The sequence below is a fragment of the Glaciecola sp. 33A genome, from assembly GCF_002836745.1.
Lineage (GTDB): Bacteria > Pseudomonadota > Gammaproteobacteria > Enterobacterales > Alteromonadaceae > Glaciecola.
Map to the genome: position 1 here is coordinate 1 of NZ_PJAR01000042.1, position 18485 is coordinate 18485.

Annotated in this window: 15 protein-coding genes; 11 read left to right on the plus strand and 4 right to left on the minus strand. The window is 40.3% G+C overall.

What is annotated here, in order from left to right:
* On the plus strand, positions 1–1314 hold a 1314-nt coding region (locus CXF81_RS12755), incomplete at its 5' end, for a Mur ligase family protein (protein ID WP_255409450.1).
* A 35-nt stretch (positions 1315–1349) separates the two neighbouring features.
* Positions 1350–3068 (plus strand): Mur ligase family protein, encoded by a 1719-nt coding sequence (locus CXF81_RS12760; protein WP_101181742.1) that lies wholly within the window; start codon positions 1350–1352, stop codon positions 3066–3068.
* Between the two features lie 4 nt (positions 3069–3072).
* Here CXF81_RS12760 and CXF81_RS12765 read toward each other — a convergent pair whose 3' ends face one another.
* A complete protein-coding gene (locus CXF81_RS12765; protein ID WP_101181743.1) occupies positions 3073–3660 on the minus strand; it encodes a GspH/FimT family pseudopilin in 588 nt (195 codons plus the stop codon).
* Between the two features lie 168 nt (positions 3661–3828).
* Here CXF81_RS12765 and hrpB point away from each other — a divergent pair, with 168 nt between their 5' ends.
* On the plus strand, positions 3829–6327 hold the full coding sequence (gene hrpB / locus CXF81_RS12770; RefSeq protein ID WP_101181744.1) for an ATP-dependent helicase HrpB: 2499 nt from the start codon (positions 3829–3831) through the stop codon (positions 6325–6327).
* 4 nt (positions 6328–6331) lie between these two features.
* Here the strand turns inward: hrpB and CXF81_RS12775 are convergent, their stop codons facing one another.
* Positions 6332–6994 carry a hemolysin III family protein gene (locus CXF81_RS12775; RefSeq protein WP_101181745.1) on the minus strand — a complete coding sequence of 221 codons (663 nt, stop codon included), beginning with the start codon at positions 6992–6994 and terminating at the stop codon, positions 6332–6334.
* A gap of 336 nt (positions 6995–7330) precedes the next feature.
* On the opposite strand from CXF81_RS12775, the gene CXF81_RS12780 reads away from it, so the two are divergent.
* The 3 genes from CXF81_RS12780 to CXF81_RS12785 all read left to right on the plus strand — a co-directional run bounded on the left by CXF81_RS12780 (position 7331) and on the right by CXF81_RS12785 (position 11203).
* Positions 7331–9298, plus strand: a complete 1968-nt coding sequence (locus CXF81_RS12780; RefSeq protein WP_101181746.1) for a diguanylate cyclase — start codon at positions 7331–7333, stop codon at positions 9296–9298.
* A gap of 530 nt (positions 9299–9828) precedes the next feature.
* Entirely contained in the window at positions 9829–10029 is a 201-nt protein-coding gene (locus CXF81_RS19900) for a hypothetical protein (RefSeq protein ID WP_006009886.1), read from the plus strand.
* 118 nt (positions 10030–10147) lie between these two features.
* Positions 10148–11203, plus strand: a complete 1056-nt coding sequence (locus CXF81_RS12785) for a CNNM domain-containing protein (protein ID WP_101181747.1) — start codon at positions 10148–10150, stop codon at positions 11201–11203.
* A gap of 20 nt (positions 11204–11223) precedes the next feature.
* Here CXF81_RS12785 and CXF81_RS12790 read toward each other — a convergent pair whose 3' ends face one another.
* Positions 11224–11706 (minus strand): hypothetical protein, encoded by a 483-nt coding sequence (locus tag CXF81_RS12790; RefSeq protein WP_101181748.1) that lies wholly within the window; start codon positions 11704–11706, stop codon positions 11224–11226.
* Positions 11707–11949: 243 nt separating this feature from the next.
* On the opposite strand from CXF81_RS12790, the gene nhaD reads away from it, so the two are divergent.
* The 4 genes from nhaD to CXF81_RS12810 all read left to right on the plus strand — a co-directional run bounded on the left by nhaD (position 11950) and on the right by CXF81_RS12810 (position 15977).
* Positions 11950–13374, plus strand: coding sequence for a sodium:proton antiporter NhaD (gene nhaD / locus CXF81_RS12795; RefSeq protein WP_101181749.1), 1425 nt, complete (start codon positions 11950–11952; stop codon positions 13372–13374).
* A 200-nt stretch (positions 13375–13574) separates the two neighbouring features.
* Complete coding sequence (locus CXF81_RS12800; protein WP_101181750.1) at positions 13575–14507, plus strand: ABC transporter ATP-binding protein; 933 nt, start codon at positions 13575–13577, stop codon at positions 14505–14507.
* Positions 14500–15282 (plus strand): ABC transporter permease, encoded by a 783-nt coding sequence (locus tag CXF81_RS12805; RefSeq protein ID WP_101181751.1) that lies wholly within the window; start codon positions 14500–14502, stop codon positions 15280–15282. Before CXF81_RS12800 ends, CXF81_RS12805 begins: the two co-directional genes overlap by 8 nt.
* Positions 15282–15977, plus strand: coding sequence for a class I SAM-dependent methyltransferase (locus tag CXF81_RS12810; RefSeq protein ID WP_101181752.1), 696 nt, complete (start codon positions 15282–15284; stop codon positions 15975–15977). The genes CXF81_RS12805 and CXF81_RS12810 overlap by 1 nt, the downstream gene beginning before the upstream one ends.
* On the opposite strand, the gene CXF81_RS12815 is transcribed toward CXF81_RS12810, so the two are convergent.
* Entirely contained in the window at positions 15947–16639 is a 693-nt protein-coding gene (locus tag CXF81_RS12815; protein ID WP_101181753.1) for an EAL domain-containing protein, read from the minus strand. The two genes, CXF81_RS12810 and CXF81_RS12815, sit on opposite strands and share 31 nt — an antisense overlap.
* A gap of 216 nt (positions 16640–16855) precedes the next feature.
* Here CXF81_RS12815 and panP point away from each other — a divergent pair, with 216 nt between their 5' ends.
* Complete coding sequence (gene panP / locus CXF81_RS12820; protein WP_101181754.1) at positions 16856–18478, plus strand: pyridoxal-dependent aspartate 1-decarboxylase PanP; 1623 nt, start codon at positions 16856–16858, stop codon at positions 18476–18478.
* The last annotated feature ends 7 nt before the right edge of the window (positions 18479–18485 follow it).

Here is an 18485-nt window from a genome sequence, read left to right on the forward strand (position 1 = left end):
GGAACCAACGGTAAAACCACCACGTCTAGAATGTTAGCTAGCATTATGAAAAGCGCTGGATTTACCACCGGTATGACTTCAACAGATGGTGTCTATATCGATGGGCACCTTACAGTGAAGGGTGATATGACTGGTCCAACCGCAGCCCAAATTGTATTACGTGACCCTAGTGTCGATTTTGCCATTATGGAAACTGCGCGCGGCGGTATCGTTAAACGCGGCTTGGGTTATAGCACATGTAACGTTGGTGCGTGTTTAAATATTTCAGCCGACCATTTAGGTCAACGAGGCATCGATACCTTAGAGCAATTAGCACAAATTAAACGGGTTGTTGTTGAAGTAGCCCAAGACTGCGTTGTGCTTAACGCAGATGATATCCATTGTCTAGAGATGGCAGAGTTTTGCGAAGCCAAACAAATTTGTTATGTCACTATTGATTCTGGTCATGGACTGGTGCGTGAGCATATTCGTCAAGGCGGCATGGCGGTTGTGTTAGAAAAAGGTATTAATGGGGAAATGATCACGATTTATGACAACGGGGCTCATATTCCTTTGTTATGGACGCATTTGATACCAGCAACGATTGAAGGCAAAGCAATGCATAACGTGCAAAATGCAATGTTCGCAACGGCAATGGCATATAGCTTTGATACTTCATTAGAAAATATTCGCCAAGGTTTGAGAATATTTAATACGTCATTCTATCAAGCCCCGGGTCGACTCAATATCTTTGATGAACACCCGTTCAAGGTTATTTTAGATTACGCGCATAACCCCGCAGCAATTAAAACAATTACCGATTTAGCCGGGCGTCTAGGTGTGAAAGGAAAGCGTAGGCTCGTATTGGCTATGCCAGGTGATAGACGAGATGAAGATATTATAGAGGCAGCCAAAATTGTGGCTTCTACTTTCGACAGTTTTGTGTGTAAAGCCGATGATGATCGTCGCGGTCGCGGACACGATGAAGTGCCAATGTTACTCAAGCAAACCTTACAAGCTAGCGGTGTTGATGCGAAAGATATTCAGGTAATACCAAGCGAAGCTGACGCGGTTGAAGCTGCCTTAGTAAGTTGTACTCCGGGTGATTTACTCATTATTTTAGGCGATAACATTACCCGTTGCTGGAAACAGATCGTACACTTTAATAACGTATCTGAGCACCCTGGAAGCGATATGGATAAACCATCGAGTGACTTCCCCGAAAAATTATATGAACCTATTGAGCACAAATTTGAACTACAAGAAGGTACCCGAATTGTACAAGATGAGCGCGGTGTTCATATTGTTGTTGATAGAGAAGAAGACGCTGATTAAATTGCGTATAAGTAAGATAATGAGTGGTGATACTGATGGCTTTTGAACTTGATGAGGTGAGAAGGTTAACGGGTCCTAATTTATTATCCAATGACCCCGGAGCGATAATAGATGTGTTTTTTGATGACGTCGAGGCGCAAGTTGTTATTGATTGTTGGCAAAAGCACCTTTATCACTGTCAGGTGAGTTTGGGTGGTGAGTATGCATGGCCGTCTAACTGCTATGATAGACATTATAAAGGCGGTGCAAGTATGTCGATTTCTGCGCCTATGGATTTACTTTATAGTGCATGCGACTTAATTGAACTTGCTTGGGACCTATGTGCTGCCGAGTTTTCTGTAGGTGACAATCGCCAATACAGCGTTTCAATGTTGCCTCGTTTGGCAGCACTAAAAGTAACGATTGTTGAGGAGAGAAACCCACAATTACTTGAATTCATGCAGCAAGCTAAGGCCCACGACGTTGTTTGTTTAGTAGACGATGATGAAATTAGCCTTGGTATGGGATCCAAATCTGAAACATGGCCTATTGATGCATTCCCAGATCCTCAAGATGTTAGCTGGCAGCACTATTCTACTATTCCATTAGCCCTAATCACAGGAACTAATGGAAAGTCGACGAGTGTTCGCTTAGCCGCCGGAATTGCAAAAGCAGCTTCCCTGAGTGCAGGTGTAACCTCGACTGATTTTATCAAAGTGGGAGACACAATTATTGATGACGGCGATTATTCAGGTCCTGGTGGTGCAAGACTGGTGCTCAGAGATAAGCGTACTGAAATTGCATTTTTGGAAGTTGCTCGAGGCGGTTTATTGAGACGTGGTTTACCGGTTCAATTCGCAAATGTCGCTTTGATTACGAATGTGGCTGCTGATCATCTAGGGCAATATGGGATAAATACAGTCGAGGAAATAGCAACGGTTAAAAGTATGGTTTCAAAAGCTATTCCACAAGGGAATGACTTTACGAAAGGCATGCTTGTGTTAAATGCAGATGACGTGTTGCTAGTAAAAGAGTCTGAAAAGCTATATGTTCCTATTTGTTGGTTTAGTGAAAATGAACATAACCCTCAAATATTACGCGCATTGAGTCAACATCATCCCTGTGTTTTTGTGCGAAATAATGAGCTTGTATATAGCCACAGTGAGCAAGTCATCATTGCTGCTGTTAGTGATATTCCGATGACGGTAAACGGCACTGCAAAGCACAATATACAGAACGCTTTGGGTGTGATTGGGCTAACTAAGGCGCTAGGAATTAGTAATGATGACGTTATTTCTGGACTAATGAATTTTAGCAGTGATGCAAGCGATAATCCTGGACGTGGCAACATCTATGAAGTTAACGGCGTAACGGTTATCGTTGATTTCGCGCATAACAGTCATAGCATGCAAGCTGTGGTCAATATGGCGTCAAATATGCCAGCGAAGGCTAAGCACGTTATGTTTAGCCATGCAGGTGATCGTTCTGATAAAGATATGCTTGACGTTGCTAACGCAGTAAGTGAATTACGTCCTAGTACTTATGTATTAGCTGAGATTAAGAAATATCTTAGAGGACGAGAGCTAAATGAAATTTCTTTTTTAGTTAAAGCACATTTGCTTGCAACCGGTATTGCAGAAAAAGACATTATACTCGCTAGTGATCCTTTAGATGGCACTAAGAAAATAATGGATCGCGCTGTTGTTGGTGACCTTGTTCTATTATTTGTCTTAGATGATAGAGAGAAAGTGCAGGCGCTGCTCACAGATAGATAAAATTTTATAAACAGGATAATGCGGTACCCGCGCTATTCTCATGAATACCGTCGTTATTTCTGTCACTGCTGAGCTTTATTTTCCCCTGCAAACTCACTGTTAGTAATCTTGCGTATTTAGCGTCGTTTGAGGCTGGGCAGATACGCACACTTGCTGGGCTTGCAGTGATCCCACTTTCATAAAACTTGATAGTCTTTTTGCGACTGTAAAGTTGATTGCTGTCATGACTTTTTGGCATGCTCATCAGCATAGGCTCCTGAGGGTCTCTTTCATTATTGTTATTAGTGTCAATAAAGACAATTTTGGGTCCATTCCAGTCAGTATCGCAATGACTGTAATCGCTAGTGGGGCACAATAAGGTCAGTTGCTGTTGCTCAATTGCCTTAAAGCGTGCAAAGCGAATTAGGCTATTTAATTGATTAGTTTCAGAAGTAATTCTAGCTTTGGTAATAATCGACAAAAAACTAGGCACTCCAAGTGTCCCTACTATTGCTAAAATACCAACAATAACCATCAATTCTACAAGTGTTGTGCCTTCATACCGAAATTGTGGTTTGCTTCTTGGATTTTTTTTAGCTTGTCGGTTACTCATATTTCGGCATTCCTTTGCTTATATTTTATTTCTATTCATTGTAATTTGATAATGAGTAATTGCTACTGAACCTGTTGACAGTTTTTGCTATCATTCTGAGATACTGGATAATTATTGAAGATTGCCGTTTATATAACGCTTTTACCTCATTTAGGAACTTAAATTCACTTGCTTCCCATACAGGAAATACTTAAGGCACTCGCACTGCAACTGGCAGATGGTAACGCTATTGTTGTTGCACCACCGGGAGCGGGGAAGTCAACAGCACTGCCACTGTTTTTGTTACAGCAACCGGCTTTTCAACATAGTAAAATTATTATGCTGCAACCGCGTCGTATTGCAGCGCGAAACATTGCCTACTATCTGTCTGAAAAATTGGGCGAAAAGGTAGGTAAAACAATTGGCTATCGGGTGCGTGGTGAAAATGTAACCAGTGCCAACACCCGCTTGGAAATTGTTACCGAAGGCATTCTTACGCGCATGTTGCAGGCGAAGCCTGAGCTTCCAGGAGTTGCACTTATTATCTTTGATGAGTTTCATGAGCGCAGTATTCATGCGGATTTTTCATTAGCATTAAGCCTAGAAGTACAGCAAGCGTTGCGTGATGATCTGCGAATACTAGTTATGTCGGCCACATTAAATGCACAGGCAATTAGCAAAATAATGCCTGATGCAAAGTTACTAGAGTCCAAAGGCAGAAGTTATCCCGTTGATATTAAATACGTTGCTTCAAATCCAAAAATACCAGTTGTTGATAGGGTCTGTGAACTGCTAATTCAAACCTTTAGTTGCCATGACAAAGACTTTCTGGTTTTTTTACCTGGGGCATATGAAATTAGAAAGGCAGCTGAAATTCTGTCTCGAAAGCTACCAGATTGTGTTGTTTTACCCCTTTTTTCAGACCTCAATAAACAACATCAGCAAGAAGCATTAATGCCTAATAAAGAAGGCAAAAGAAAAATTGTATTGGCAACCAACATTGCGGAAACAAGCCTGACCATTGAAGGAATAGAAGTAGTTATTGATAGTGGAATTGAGAAAAAGGCAATATTCGATTTACGCAGAGGTATTACTCAACTAACGAGCCAAAAAATATCACAAGCTTCGGCCACCCAGAGAGCAGGCCGGGCAGGGCGAGTTATGGCGGGTACTTGTTATCGTTTATGGTCAAAAGAATTGCATGGTCGACTTGCGCAACAATCAACGCCGGAAATACTGCAATCTGACGTTTCAGACTTAGTATTAGAAGCCGCTATTTGGGGCGCGCCAATTGCCGACCTAGCGCTTATTGACCAACCGAATTCGGCACAACTCTCGCAAGGTAAAGAGAAACTAATGAGTCTTGGCGTTATTGAGAAAAGTCATAAAATAACCGAATTTGGTCGCCAAGTGCATGCGCTGGGCGGTAATGCAAGCATTGCCATTATGTTACTAAAGAGTGCTCAATTGAGTCTAGCTCATCAGAGTCTGGCTTGCGCATTGGCTGCGCTGCTTGAAAGTAAAGATCCATTACCGCAAGCGCAAACTGTTGAAGTGACGCCCCGATTGACCTTTTTGCTAAAAAATAAACAGCACAGCATTTGGTTGCTTATTAAGCAATGGCACCGCAAGCAAAATATTCAATTAGTTGAATGGCCTTTACAAGACCTCGCGATTGTTCTGGCTTTTGGTTTTCCTCAGTGGATAGCAAAATATCGCTCAGAAGGACGTTTTAGTTTGGCTAATGGTAGCGGCGCGACGTTGAGTATTAATGATCAACTGTTGCGACATTTAGGACCTCAATCGTTGTCGCAAAATAACCAATGTTGGTTAGCCGTCGGGCATATGCAGCTGACCGACAAACAGAAGGATAGCGCCATTATTCGATATGCTGAACCAATAAAATTTGAACAGATACAAACTCATTTTTCAGCATTTTTTGACGACAAAGAAATAGTCCAATGGGATGAAGAGAAACAACGGATTAGCGCATTTGAATCACAATTTTTTGGCAGTATCTCATTTTCTAAAAAACCACTTCCTAAGCCTTCGTCAGTGTCTTTAAATGACGTATGGCGGCAGCAAATACTGAAAAAAGGAATACCGGCGATACCTTTTGATACTCGTACAAAGCAATTAATCAAAAGAGTCAGTTTGTTAAATGCAGGAGTAAATATAGCGGAGCAAAACGAAGCGTTTCCGGATTTTTCTGACGCCGCATTGCGACAGAATATTGATCAATGGCTGTTGCCATTTTTGAATGGCAAGACTACGTGGCAGGCATTTGTCAACCTGCCATTTTATCAGCTGTTGAGTCAGCAAATGGATTATCAGCAACTCAAAAAGCTTGATTCATTACTACCAGAAAGTATCATTATTCCTACAGGGAGAAAAGCTGGAATTGATTATAATGAGGACGGTAGAGCGTTATTGTCTGTGAGAATGCAAGAGCTATACGGCATGCAACAGCACCCCACACTATTAAATGGCAAACTAACTATTACTTTTGAATTACTTTCACCCGCGCAAAGACCCTTGCAAACAACGGACGATCTGATTGGGTTTTGGCAAGGGAGCTATAAGCAAATTCAGAAGGAAATGAAGGGCCGTTACCCGAGACATTTTTGGCCAGACGACCCAGCTAATTCACCTGCTACTGCCACTGTCAAGAAGCGAATGCCGCAATAGGACGTTAAACGACGACAGTTTGTCCAATAACAAAGGCGTAGATTGCATAAAAGTGGCAAGCTGCGCCTAATAGCACAAATAAATGCCATATAGCATGCGTGTAGTGTTTATGTTTTGCCATATAGAATGGAATACCCAAGCTATATGCGGCACCACCTAAGAATAAAAATATGAACCCGGTTAAAGGAACAGCATTGTAAATGGGTACAATAATGAGCAAGGCCAACCAACCCATAACAGCATAAGTAGTCACAGCTAGTTTCGGGTATTTGTCTTTAAAGATGGCTTTGAAACCGACCCCAAATAATGCTACCGCCCATATAGTAATAATACTCACAGTAGACACCCAGCCATCAATTGCAACCACTAAAAAAGGTGAATAAGTGCCGGCAATCAGCAAATAAATAGCAATGTGGTCGGCGCGTTTTAGTATGGGCTTTAACCTTGAGTTACTGACTGAGTGATACAAGGTAGATGCCCCAAACAAAAGCACCATTGAGCTTCCAAAAACAATAGATGATATGACTTCTGCCAAGCCATTACTTTTAAGCAGCAGCGCGCCAAGGCCTAGGACTGCCAACGCAAAGCCAAAAAAATGAGTAAACGCATTCAACCGCTCTTCTAACTTACTGTATTGATGTATTTGTGGACTGGCTGTTTGCTTCACGATAATGGCTTATTTGAGTGTTAATTTAGTTTCAACTTACAATTGTACGCTGAAAAGATGACGTTTAAAAGGCGGTAATTTAATTAGCATATTGTCAAATGTAGGTTCAGTAACCTTTCGTCCAAAAGCGCACTCGGCAAACGGGTTTGTTGGGCTTCAATTGATTTTGATGTATCAACGTTTTCTCCACTGACAGTTTATTCATTAACATATAAAAAATCTTCAGCTATACTTGCAAGTGATTATTTATATCTTTAAGTAACATGCCGATAGTAGACTATGCCATGAGCTGGATTTTATTAATAAACATACAGATGGACTAAAGGTAGACATGATATGAAGCGTGTGTGGTTCACTACATTATTATTTAGCTGTCTAATATTGCCCCTTCCTCTCTCTGCTCAGATTAGTTCATCACAATCCAAAGCTAATCAATTAGTCAATTTAATAAGACATGATACGAGTTTATCTTCTGCAAACAAAATAATTGCCTACGAAGCATTGCTCAACAGAGAAAAAATAAAAGAAGATCTAAATGACATCGCAATACTTATATTTAACGAAGCGCTTCTGGTTGAAATGTTAAAAGTAGGAAGTTATGCAGAAATAACAACGTTATTTAAAACGTTTACCCCCTTGAAAAATATTAATAAAACTAATAAAACTATAGATAGTTACCTTCCCTTACTGCGCAGTGTTGCTAATGCCTATTTAAATTTGGAAGAATTTGACAGTGCCAAAGTGTTATTAGCAGAAATGAAGTCCTACCTATCACTATATGACATAACATACGTTAACAAAGCCTATTTTTTTCTTGCTGCTGGTCAACTCAGCATAAGGACAGAAAATTACAAAGAAGGTTTAATAATGTTGGGACAGGCCATGAAGGCTTTTGAAGAAAGCGAAAGTCTAAGTGACATAAATAGGAGCAAAAGAATATCTACCGTACTCAGTTACATAGGTAATACATACTACACTTTGGGTGACTATAAAAACGCCATAAAGTATTACGAGAGGGGTCATGATAAAGCAGATAATTTGTTAAGCCCTACTAATATGCTTATTTATAATAATAACATTGCTTCATCCCAGCTTGCATTGTTACAGTGGGAACAAGCCCTCAAGTCAGCTACTGTTGCCTCTCAACAAGCAAAAGCAATAGACAACTATATATACTTTGCATCATCAAATGAAACTGCTGCCCGCGCAAAACATGGTCTTGGAAAAAGTGCTGAAGCAATCGAAATAATACATAAATCAATCTATACATATAAAGAAAACAATTACACGCAAAAGATCATAGAAGCGCTAGCTTATGAAGCTGAATTCCATATTAGTTTAGGCCATTGGGATGAAGCGAAAAAGGATGTAATGGAGGCTTACTTCGTTCTCAAAAACTCAAAAAATCCAGCGATACCGTCGGTTACATTGCTTAAATCTAGTTTTCTTATTGAAGAGCGAAATGGTAATTCGGATAAAGCAAGTTTTTACCGAAAACAGCTAATAAAATTAGAAGGAGAGAATTTTAAAGCCAAAAAAAAGCAAGACGCACAACGCTTAATGTTAAATTTCGAGCTTGAATTAGCCGAAGAGAAATCGCTGCGCTTAGAGCAAGAAAATGAACTTAAATCGATTATTATAGAAAGAAATCAAAGCAAGCATAGATTTTTAATGACCGTCATTTCTCTTGCAATCGCAATGCTCGTGTTACTTGTGTATGTCTATATGAGAGAGCGTAACTTGAAATTAAAGATGAGTCATTTAGCTATGACTGATTACTTGACAGGCTGCCCAAATCGCAGAAATGCCATGCATCAAGCAAAAGTCATGCTGAGCAATCAGGTCAATAAAAAATATTCAATGACAATTGCTATTTTAGACGTCGATAACTTTAAAGCAGTTAACGACACATATGGACATGATGTAGGCGACAAAGTCCTTCAGAACTTATCGTCAATTATGCTCGGTGCGCTGCGGGAAACAGATGTTATGGGTCGGTATGGCGGCGAAGAGTTTATAATACTTTTACCCAATGCAGGCGAAAAAGAAGTGACAATGATATTTTATCGAATGCAACAAGCACTGAAAAATCATATCTGTGAATATAAAGGTGAAAGTATCATACTACCAATAACTATAAGCATGGGCGCTTCTGTGGTTTCTTATGTTCCAGAACAACTTGATGAAAACGAGCAAAAACTGTTACTCGATACCATTATTAAAAAAGCCGATATTAAAGCCTACGAAGCTAAAGAAGAGGGGAAAGATCAATTAAGGTTTGTTGCGGTATCTATTGACAGTTAGTTAGCGCTTAAGGCATCCACTTCCCTTCTTTGCATTCCTTCAACGATGGCAATATTATAATAAATTTTGTTTATTCATGGCTTACCCAGTCTATAAGCAATGCACCACGATTAGTCATCGTTGCCTTATCTAACTGCTTAAACCCTCGGAATTTCTACTCAATGCTATCTACACGGATCGATTGTTAACAATCAGAACAATTGAGTTGATTTATTTCTATCCAGATTAACCAAGCCGCTATGTTGCTAAATAGCGTCAGCTCCGGCCTATAGACGCTACAAGAGATTATTTTTTATATTGTTGGCTTTCACCGTCTACTCTTTTATACATAGGTATTGATTAGGTCAATCTTATTGGGTATAACATGTGGCTAGAAATCTTCACAACAGTGATATGCATATTGAACTGGTAATATCTGGGCTTTTTTTAGTTGCTGATATCAAACAAGTTGTGCGTAACCTAGATAATTTGAAACATAATAATAAGCTCGAGCACAAAAGCTCGGCGTAGCTGTATTAGGAGCAAGTACCATGACGTTGTTAACAACACGCAATTTAACTCGCGCGTTAGTGTTGTGTTTGGCATTGTTCTACCTAACCATCATTTCTGAATTTTTCGACTTCAACATTCTGAATAGACTTCCTAGCGTTAATATAGGTGCGGTTATTGTAACTTGCGCATTAGGTGTTTTTTGGCTTGTATTCAGTATCCGGGCTCGTCACAGACATTAAAGGGCAAATTTGCAGGGCGTGATTTCGTTTTAATCACGAAATTCTTTGCAGAATAATGAGACATGCCTGCGCTAAGTGCTACAATCACTTTTTTGTATGTTGAGAACGACTTCGTATTATGCTTTTGCTTATTATATATGTGCTCATTGCACTTGGTTTTTCGTTTATATGTTCAATTGCGGAAGCCGTAATACTTAGCGTTTCGCAAGCGTATATCTCGTTACTAGAAAAAGACGGGAAGCCCTCCGGTACACTGCTAGGCAAATTAACCAGCGACATCAATAAACCATTATCTGCAATACTCACCTTAAACACCGTTGCACACACAATGGGTGCTGCGGGTGCTGGTGCTCAAGCAGCTGCGGTATTCGGTGATGCCTATTTGGGGGTTATTTCTGCAGTGCTGACTCTTCTGATCCTTGTTTTTTCAGAAATTATTCCAAAAACACTCGGCGCAACCTATTGGCGACGATTGGCTCCAGCAACGGCACATTTTCTCAAATATTTAATTATTGTTTTGTATCCATTCGTAAAAATGTCTGAAAAATTAACCCGTGGATTTAAAGAAGACAGTCCGCTCAAAGGCTTAAGTCGAAGCGAGTTATTGGCAATGGCGGAGTTGTCTGGTCAAGAAGGGCAATTAGCCAAACAAGAATCACGTTTTTTAAAGAACTTATTACAGTTACATGCGTTAAACGTAAAAGACGCGATGACTCATCGTACGGTCGTATTTTCAGCCCCTGAATCAATGTCAGTCAACGACTTTATGAAACAGAAATTACCAACGGAATTTTCTCGTATCCCCATTTATGAAGATGACCATCGCGAAAATATAAGCGGCTTTGTTATTAAGTCCGATATCCTATTGGCTAAAGCGAATGGCGAAGATGACAAGAAGCTTAGCGAAATGAGCAACTCCTTACCCACCGTCTTAAGTAGCATGCCATTATCCAGCACATTCGATCAGTTTTTGAAATCTCGCATTCATATGATATTAGTTGTAGACGAATATGGCGGCTTAGAGGGCTTGCTGACGCTAGAAGATTTACTTGAAAGCCTTCTAGGTATCGAAATAGTAGATGAAAGCGACACTAACGTGAGCATGAAACAGCTCGCAAAAGTGATGTGGCGTAGACGTGAACGTCGCCTTTTGACCAAAGACAGTAATAAATAATCTGTCTACATAAGACAAGATCAAGTGTTGTTTTTGATCTTGTCTATTTTGCTGGTGGGTTCGAACTCCTGTAAGACTTGGTGCCAAGCCGCCAAGTGATTTGCATAGTTTTGTTTTAGCTGACTACTCACTTCTTCAACATCTAACAAGTCCGCTGGAATTTCTGCTAATATACGCCAATGATTCAGGGTATTTGTGGCCGCAGCGCAAAGCTGTGAGATAGATGCGTGAGCCTGTTTTGAGTCTCCGATATTATGATCGGTTTGGATGCAAAGTAATGCAAGTGGGGAACCAGTGATCGGTGCCATATTCTTGGTTACCTGATAATCGCGTAATAGCTGCTGATAGTTGTCGTTGTCCTCGTCAATATCCCTGCCACTGTCGTTTACTTCTTGAATAATCGCATGGGCATAACCCATTGTGTCGAAGGTACTTAGGTGCAATTGTTGGAATATACCTTCCTTCGCTTGCAACCGAGGGTCTACAAATTTTTCATCAGACATTTATTGTCCTCCATAAGCAACATGAAATATTAACACGAAACGTGAAACATGTAGTCTATACGTCAAATAGTCAATATTGTTTTCTCTTATATGTAAAAACAGCAAAAGAATATAAAAATAATACGGGTAAAAATTAATTATGGGGACGTGTTTGATGATAGCTGTCTTTGCTAGACCAAGGTCTTATATTCCAGTTTGATTGTTCCTCTATCCTACTAACCTTTAATGCTAATGGAGTTTGTAATGAGTTTTCGCGTGGGTGCTTTGCTATTAATATCTTTATTTTTGAGTTTCTGTGCGAAAGCGTCGCAACAAATCGACGCTGTTGGGTCAAGTATTTTAGATTTAACCGCGACAGCCTATGGTTTTATTGCAATTATCATTTTCGTTATTGCTTATGTCTTTGTCATCTTAGAGGAAAAGCTACACTTACGTAAATCGAAACCAGTGCTGCTAGCTGCCGGTATTATTTGGATTTTGATCGCTGTAGCTTACTTAGGAGAACCCAATCATTTGCTTGTAGAGCAAGCGATTCGACACAACTTCTTGGAATATGCCGAGTTGTTTTTCTTCCTATTGGTTGCAATGACATACATAAACGCGATGTTAGAGCGCGGTGTCTTCGATGCCCTGCGTGATGTGCTCGTCAGCAAAGGCTTCAGCTATAAAAGTTTGTTTTGGTTAACGGGTGTGCTCGCATTTTTCATTTCGCCAATTGCCGATAATCTGACCACCGCACTAGTTATGTGCGCAGTCATCATGGCAGTAGGCAAAGACCAACCTAAATTCATCGGATTGGCTTGTATTAATATTGTTGTGGCGGCTAATGCTGGTGGTGCTTTTAGTCCCTTTGGTGATATAACCACATTGATGGTTTGGCAAAAAGGCATTCTTGAATTTTGGACATTCTTTAAGCTATTTATCCCTTCTGTAGTCAACTTTTTGATACCGGCGTTTATTATTAGTTTCGCCGTTCCACCTGGCAAGCCTGTAACGCAAATTGATGCTCCAATTTTCAAGATAAAACAAGGTGGATTAGTCATTGTCGGTTTGTTTCTTGTCACTATTGTCACCGCGATTAGCTTCCATTTAGTGCTGCACTTACCGCCAGTTTTTGGCATGATGACAGGCCTTGCCTATTTGAAGTTGTATGCTTTTTTCCTCAATCGACATTCTAAAAATGGGGACCAGGACCCAGATGCTTCTCCGGGCTCAACGCCAAATGGTAGTTATGGAAAATTTGATATTTTCAATAAAATTGCACAAGCAGAATGGGACACATTGTTCTTCTTTTATGGTGTTATTTTAGCCGTAGGTGGCTTAGGGTTTATGGGCTATTTAGGCATGACATCTGAATTCATGTATGGCCAGCTAGGTGCATTAAATGCCAACATTCTAGTAGGTGTATTATCAGCTATTGTGGATAATATTCCGGTCATGTTTGCGGTGATCACCATGAATCCTGAAATGAGCGAAGTACAATGGTTGTTAGTGACACTGACCGCTGGCGTTGGTGGAAGCCTGCTTTCTATTGGTTCCGCAGCGGGCGTTGCATTGATGGGGCAAGCTCGCGGTCATTATACGTTTTTTGGTCATCTAAAATGGACTCCTGCAATTGCGCTAGGTTATGGCGCTAGTATTGGCGTGCATATGCTTCTGAATGGCTAAGGCTGCGCTCTTATGCAATATACAAAAATGGTTGCTTTGACAAACAAGCCCACTGAATTTATGCATTCTTGGGCGTTTACTTTTATCTTATTTCGTTAAGGTGTAACTTTTTAGCTTGAATTTTGGCATAATACCGCCACTTTTTGTGGTACGCGCAAAATCACTATATTCACATAAGTGAAAATGGCTTGAGGGGCATAATGAAAGCATTAGATATAAAGGGCTTGGCGAAAACCTATAAAGGTGGAGTACAGGCGCTAAAAGGGATTGATTTAACGGTTGAAGAAGGTGATTTTTTCGCCTTGCTAGGACCCAACGGTGCCGGTAAGTCAACCGCTATTGGAATTATTAGCTCTCTGGTTAATAAGTCTAGTGGCAGTGTGAAAGTATTCGAACACGATCTAGCGACTGATATTGTTAATGCTAAAAGCTGCATTGGGCTAGTACCTCAAGAATTTAATTTTAACCAGTTCGAAACTCTATTCCAAATTGTGGTCAATCAGGCCGGTTATTATGGTGTTCCTCGTTCAATTGCAAAAGAGCGCGCTGAAAAGTACCTCAAGCAATTAGACCTGTGGGATAAACGGAACTCTGCAGGTAGAGAGCTATCAGGTGGCATGAAACGCCGTTTAATGATTGCTCGTGCGTTAATGCACGAACCTCGTATGTTGATACTTGATGAGCCTACTGCTGGTGTTGATATTGAGGTGCGTCGTTCAATGTGGACCTTCCTTAAGAAAATCAATGAAGAGGGCATTACTATTATTTTGACTACACATTATTTGGAAGAGGCTGAAATGTTATGTCGAAATATTGCGATTATTGATGAAGGAAAAATTGTTAAAAATACTAGCATGAAGGCCCTATTAGCGACATTAAACGTTGAAACCTATGTGTTCGATATTGCATCGGGTGCAAATCAAATAAGTATTGAGGGTTTTGAGACACGAGCTAATGATGACCAAACCTTAGAAGTCGATGTGCTCAAAAAAGGAGGCTTAAATCCGGTCTTTGAGGAGCTATCAAAACAAAATATCGAAGTGATGAGTATGCGCAATAAGTCGAATCGACTAGAGGAGTTATTTGTGCGCCTAGTCGAAGCAAATCAAGCAAAAGGAACTACCAATGAGTAATCGTAATATGACGGCGCTCTATACCATTTGGATTAAAGAGTGCACTAGATTTTTACGCATTTGGGTACAAACGTTAGTACCGCCCGCTATCACAATGTCGCTTTATTTTGTGATTTTTGGCAAGCTTATGGGGGACAGAATAGGTCCAATTGACGGCTCTAGTTACATGGAGTTTATTGTTCCTGGATTAATTATGATGGCAGTGATAACGAGCTCATATTCGAATGTGTCGTCTTCATTTTTTAGTGCGAAATTTCAGCGTAATGTCGAGGAAATCCTCGTCGCTCCAGTACCCACATGGGTTGTTATTATGGGCTTCGTAGGTGGAGGCGTAGCGAGGGCTTCTATTATAGGCGTGGTTGTTATTTTTGTATCAATGTTTTTTGTTGACATAAAAATAGCGCATTATGCAGTCATTATCGTGACTATTTTACTCACCTCTATCTTGTTCGCTACAGCAGGGTTAATCAACGGTATCTACGCCAAAAGCTTTGACGATATCAGTATTATTCCTACCTTTGTGCTAACCCCTCTCACTTATCTCGGGGGTGTATTTTATTCAGCATCGATGCTAGAAAAAGTATTTAATGACTTTTGGCAGGGTGTAATCCAAATCAATCCGATTTATCATATGGTAAATGCATTTCGTTACGGTTTTTTAGGCAGCGCTGATGTTAATTTTATATTAGCACTTAGTATGTTGGTTGGCCTAAATGTGCTGTTATTTGCGGTTGCTTACCGTCTACTCTCTACCGGTACTGGTATTCGCACTTAATGGAATCGAGTCCAAGAGAAATTACGACGAATCAGCGTGGCATTCACGAAGACCTTACTGATATTGTGAATAAGTATCGACACTCTGAATTTAAAAAGCCGATTGCTGAACACACTCAAGAAAGCTTCGAGGGGGTCATTGAGTGGCTAGGTAATTGGCAGGGTGACGTCATCATTGACGCTTGTTGCGGTGTGGGCGAAAGTAGTATCGTACTTGCTCAACAACATCAGAATGCTAAGGTCATTGGTATTGACAAGTCGGCCGTTCGCCTGAATAAATACACACATTACAAGCGCCAAAAAAATCATAATAGCAGTGACAATGTCAGGGTGTTTCAAGCTGACCTACATGATTTCTGGCGGTTAATAGCTGAGTATCTGAAAACAGCGAAATGGAATATAAGTAAACAATGCCTGTTTTATCCCAATCCTTACCCTAAAAAAGCTCAGGTTCAAAAGCGTTGGCATGCGAGTCCCGCATTCATCGCTCTGCTTGGTTGTTCAACTAATATTGAAGTTAGAAGTAATTGGCTAACCTATCTTGAAGAATTTCAACAAGCACTGCATATTCATGGCGTAAAAAGCCAAATTTATCCTATTATCGGTGCCCCAATTACCCCGTTCGAACGAAAATATACTGAATCAGGCCAACCATGTTGGCGGCTTCATACGCTTGCTGAGGGCGAAGACAGGTAAAACCCTTGTCCATAATCAATCCCCAGTGAAGTGACTAACTCAAGCGTTTTTTTGTCTTCAATGTGTTCAGCAACCAGTTTCGTATTATCAATTTTGCACAACTCGACAAGTTCAGTTAGTACTTTTTTATCTACATAGGGATTATTTATCATTATTCCTGAAAGCTTAATAGCTTGAATTTTTAACTTTAGTGCTTGCGTCAAAATAGCACAGGACGTTGACACATCGTCTATGATGATAGTTAAATTTGGACAGTTCTCATTTAAATGAGCGACTACTGCAAAGTGCTTTTTCAAGGTTGAATGGGAAATCTCAATACCAAATAGAGTCGTCAATGTATTTTCATGAGAGCGTATCAACCAAGTCACTAAAGACTCGTCATTTAAATCTTTTTCGCTCAGGTTTATACTCCATGGCATATTGCGGTGAACGCAATAGCGGCGACTTTGTTCGTACATATGATGTGTTAATTCGATATTCCAATTCTTTTGTTCAACAATGGTCAAAAACTCACTAGGTAAAAAAATATGTTCATTTTCACCCAATAACCTGGCTAAGCACTCATATCGCCACACTCGGTTACTCTGCAAATTCATTATTGGCTGAAAGTATGGAACGATACGTTCCATTTTGAATTCTGTTTCGACCTGTGAGTGACCCATTTCAATACCCTGTCCTAATTTTGCGAAGGTTCAAACTTAACTGTCTGTTTAATATGTATCAGTTCTAATCGCAAAATCTTGAGTGTTTTCAACAAATCCACCTATATTTACATTAATTTAATGTGTTTTGTCGATAATTGTCACATTCAGGATCTTGGTATTGATGAGGAAGTGGGGTAAAATTAGATCTTGAAAGTTTTCACCTAGGGTTACAAATTGGCAAAAGCAGAAGTTAGCTTAGAGCATTTATTTAGAGTTTTTACTAAACCTGAGCATAGTGATTCAACGTTAGCCAAAATAGAACGGCATTTATCTGACAATATTTCAGACTTCCTTTCTCAGCATGTGGTCACAAAAAAGACCTCTTTAGAAGAGATTGAAAAAGATTTCTCTAGTGCATCTGTGCCTGATAGTCCTGAATTTGTTTCTGAGCATGCAGAATCACTACTTAATAAATTGGTGGCTCATTCAGTTAATACCTATTCTCCCACGTTTATAGGTCACATGACGTCGGCTCTGCCGTACTTTCATTTAACCTTAGCCAAATTATTGGTTGGCTTGAATCAAAATCTGGTCAAAATTGAAACCTCAAAAGCGTTCACACCACTCGAACGACAGACCCTTGGCATGATGCATAATTTGATTTATCAGCAAGATGATAAATTTTATGAAGATTATCTGCACAGTGCGGATCATGCTTTGGGATCCTTTTGTTCCGGTGGTACGGTTGCGAACATAACAGCGCTGTGGATCGCTAGAAACCAATTATTGTCTGCCGATGGAAAGTTTCCGGGTGTCGCAAAAGCAGGTCTCGCAGCTGCTTACCGCCATTATGGTTACGAGAATATTGGGGTGATGTCATCTAATCGAGGACATTATTCATTGTCTAAAACAGTAGATGTATTGGGTATTGGTCGCGACAACATGCTTACGGTGCAAAGCCCGACACAGAAGCTTGATCCACAACAAGCGTTAAAGCTGGGTAAAGCTTATCAAGAGTCGGGCAACAAATTACTTGCCATTATTGGGATAGCAGGCACGACTGAAACCGGGCATGTTGATCCATTAGATGAGCTTGCTGATGTAGCAAAAGAATTGAATTGCTGGTTTCACGTTGATGCTGCTTGGGGCGGTGCAACGTTGTTTTCAGAACGTTATCGCAGTAAATTAGCGGGCATCGAACGAGCCGACTCTGTCACTATTGATGCGCACAAGCAAATGTATGTGCCAATGGGTGCAGGTATGGCTTTGTTCAAAGATCCAAAGCATAGTAATGCCGTGCGTCATCATGCACAGTATGTGCTGCGTGAGGGTTCTAAAGACTTAGGCGCAACGACGCTTGAAGGTTCGCGTAATGGTATGGCGATGATGGTGTATTCTTCATTACACATTTTGGGTCGTCGAGGCTACGAACTTCTTATTAATAAAAGTATTGAGTTGGCGTTTGAATTTGCCGAGATGATAAACGTTCATCCTGAATTTGAGCTAACCACGCAGCCCACTTTATCTTTACTTACCTATCGACTTAGACCTTTTTCGTTAGCTCAGTTAGCAGGCATGCCGGCATCGGATATTACGAATATCAATAACAAATTGAATAGTTTAACGGTGTCGGTACAAAAGCAACAACGTGAAGCGGGGAAGTCGTTTGTATCCAGAACACGGATTGAAATTGAGAAATACAATGGTGAGGCCATCACTGTATTTCGTGTGGTTTTAGCTAATCCTTTAACTACCAAGGAACATTTGTCTGACATTCTTCAAGAGCAATTAACGATTGCAAATAATAGCAGAATTTGGAATGAACTTTCCGTAAACCCGACATCGAAAATAGCATAGCTTTGTA

What these genes read in the sequence shown, in the direction of transcription:
- CXF81_RS12785 (WP_101181747.1), top strand. Translation starts at nt 10,148, where the DNA reads ATGCTTTTGCTTATTATATATGTGCTCATTGCACTTGGTTTTTCGTTT.
- CXF81_RS12810 (WP_101181752.1), top strand. Translation starts at nt 15,282, where the DNA reads ATGGAATCGAGTCCAAGAGAAATTACGACGAATCAGCGTGGCATTCAC.
- CXF81_RS12790 (WP_101181748.1), bottom strand. Translation starts at nt 11,706, where the DNA reads ATGTCTGATGAAAAATTTGTAGACCCTCGGTTGCAAGCGAAGGAAGGT.
- CXF81_RS12800 (WP_101181750.1), top strand. Translation starts at nt 13,575, where the DNA reads ATGAAAGCATTAGATATAAAGGGCTTGGCGAAAACCTATAAAGGTGGA.
- CXF81_RS12815 (WP_101181753.1), bottom strand. Translation starts at nt 16,639, where the DNA reads ATGGGTCACTCACAGGTCGAAACAGAATTCAAAATGGAACGTATCGTT.
- CXF81_RS12805 (WP_101181751.1), top strand. Translation starts at nt 14,500, where the DNA reads ATGAGTAATCGTAATATGACGGCGCTCTATACCATTTGGATTAAAGAG.
- CXF81_RS19900 (WP_006009886.1), top strand. Translation starts at nt 9,829, where the DNA reads ATGACGTTGTTAACAACACGCAATTTAACTCGCGCGTTAGTGTTGTGT.
- CXF81_RS12765 (WP_101181743.1), bottom strand. Translation starts at nt 3,660, where the DNA reads ATGAGTAACCGACAAGCTAAAAAAAATCCAAGAAGCAAACCACAATTT.
- CXF81_RS12760 (WP_101181742.1), top strand. Translation starts at nt 1,350, where the DNA reads ATGGCTTTTGAACTTGATGAGGTGAGAAGGTTAACGGGTCCTAATTTA.
- nhaD (WP_101181749.1), top strand. Translation starts at nt 11,950, where the DNA reads ATGAGTTTTCGCGTGGGTGCTTTGCTATTAATATCTTTATTTTTGAGT.
- CXF81_RS12780 (WP_101181746.1), top strand. Translation starts at nt 7,331, where the DNA reads ATGAAGCGTGTGTGGTTCACTACATTATTATTTAGCTGTCTAATATTG.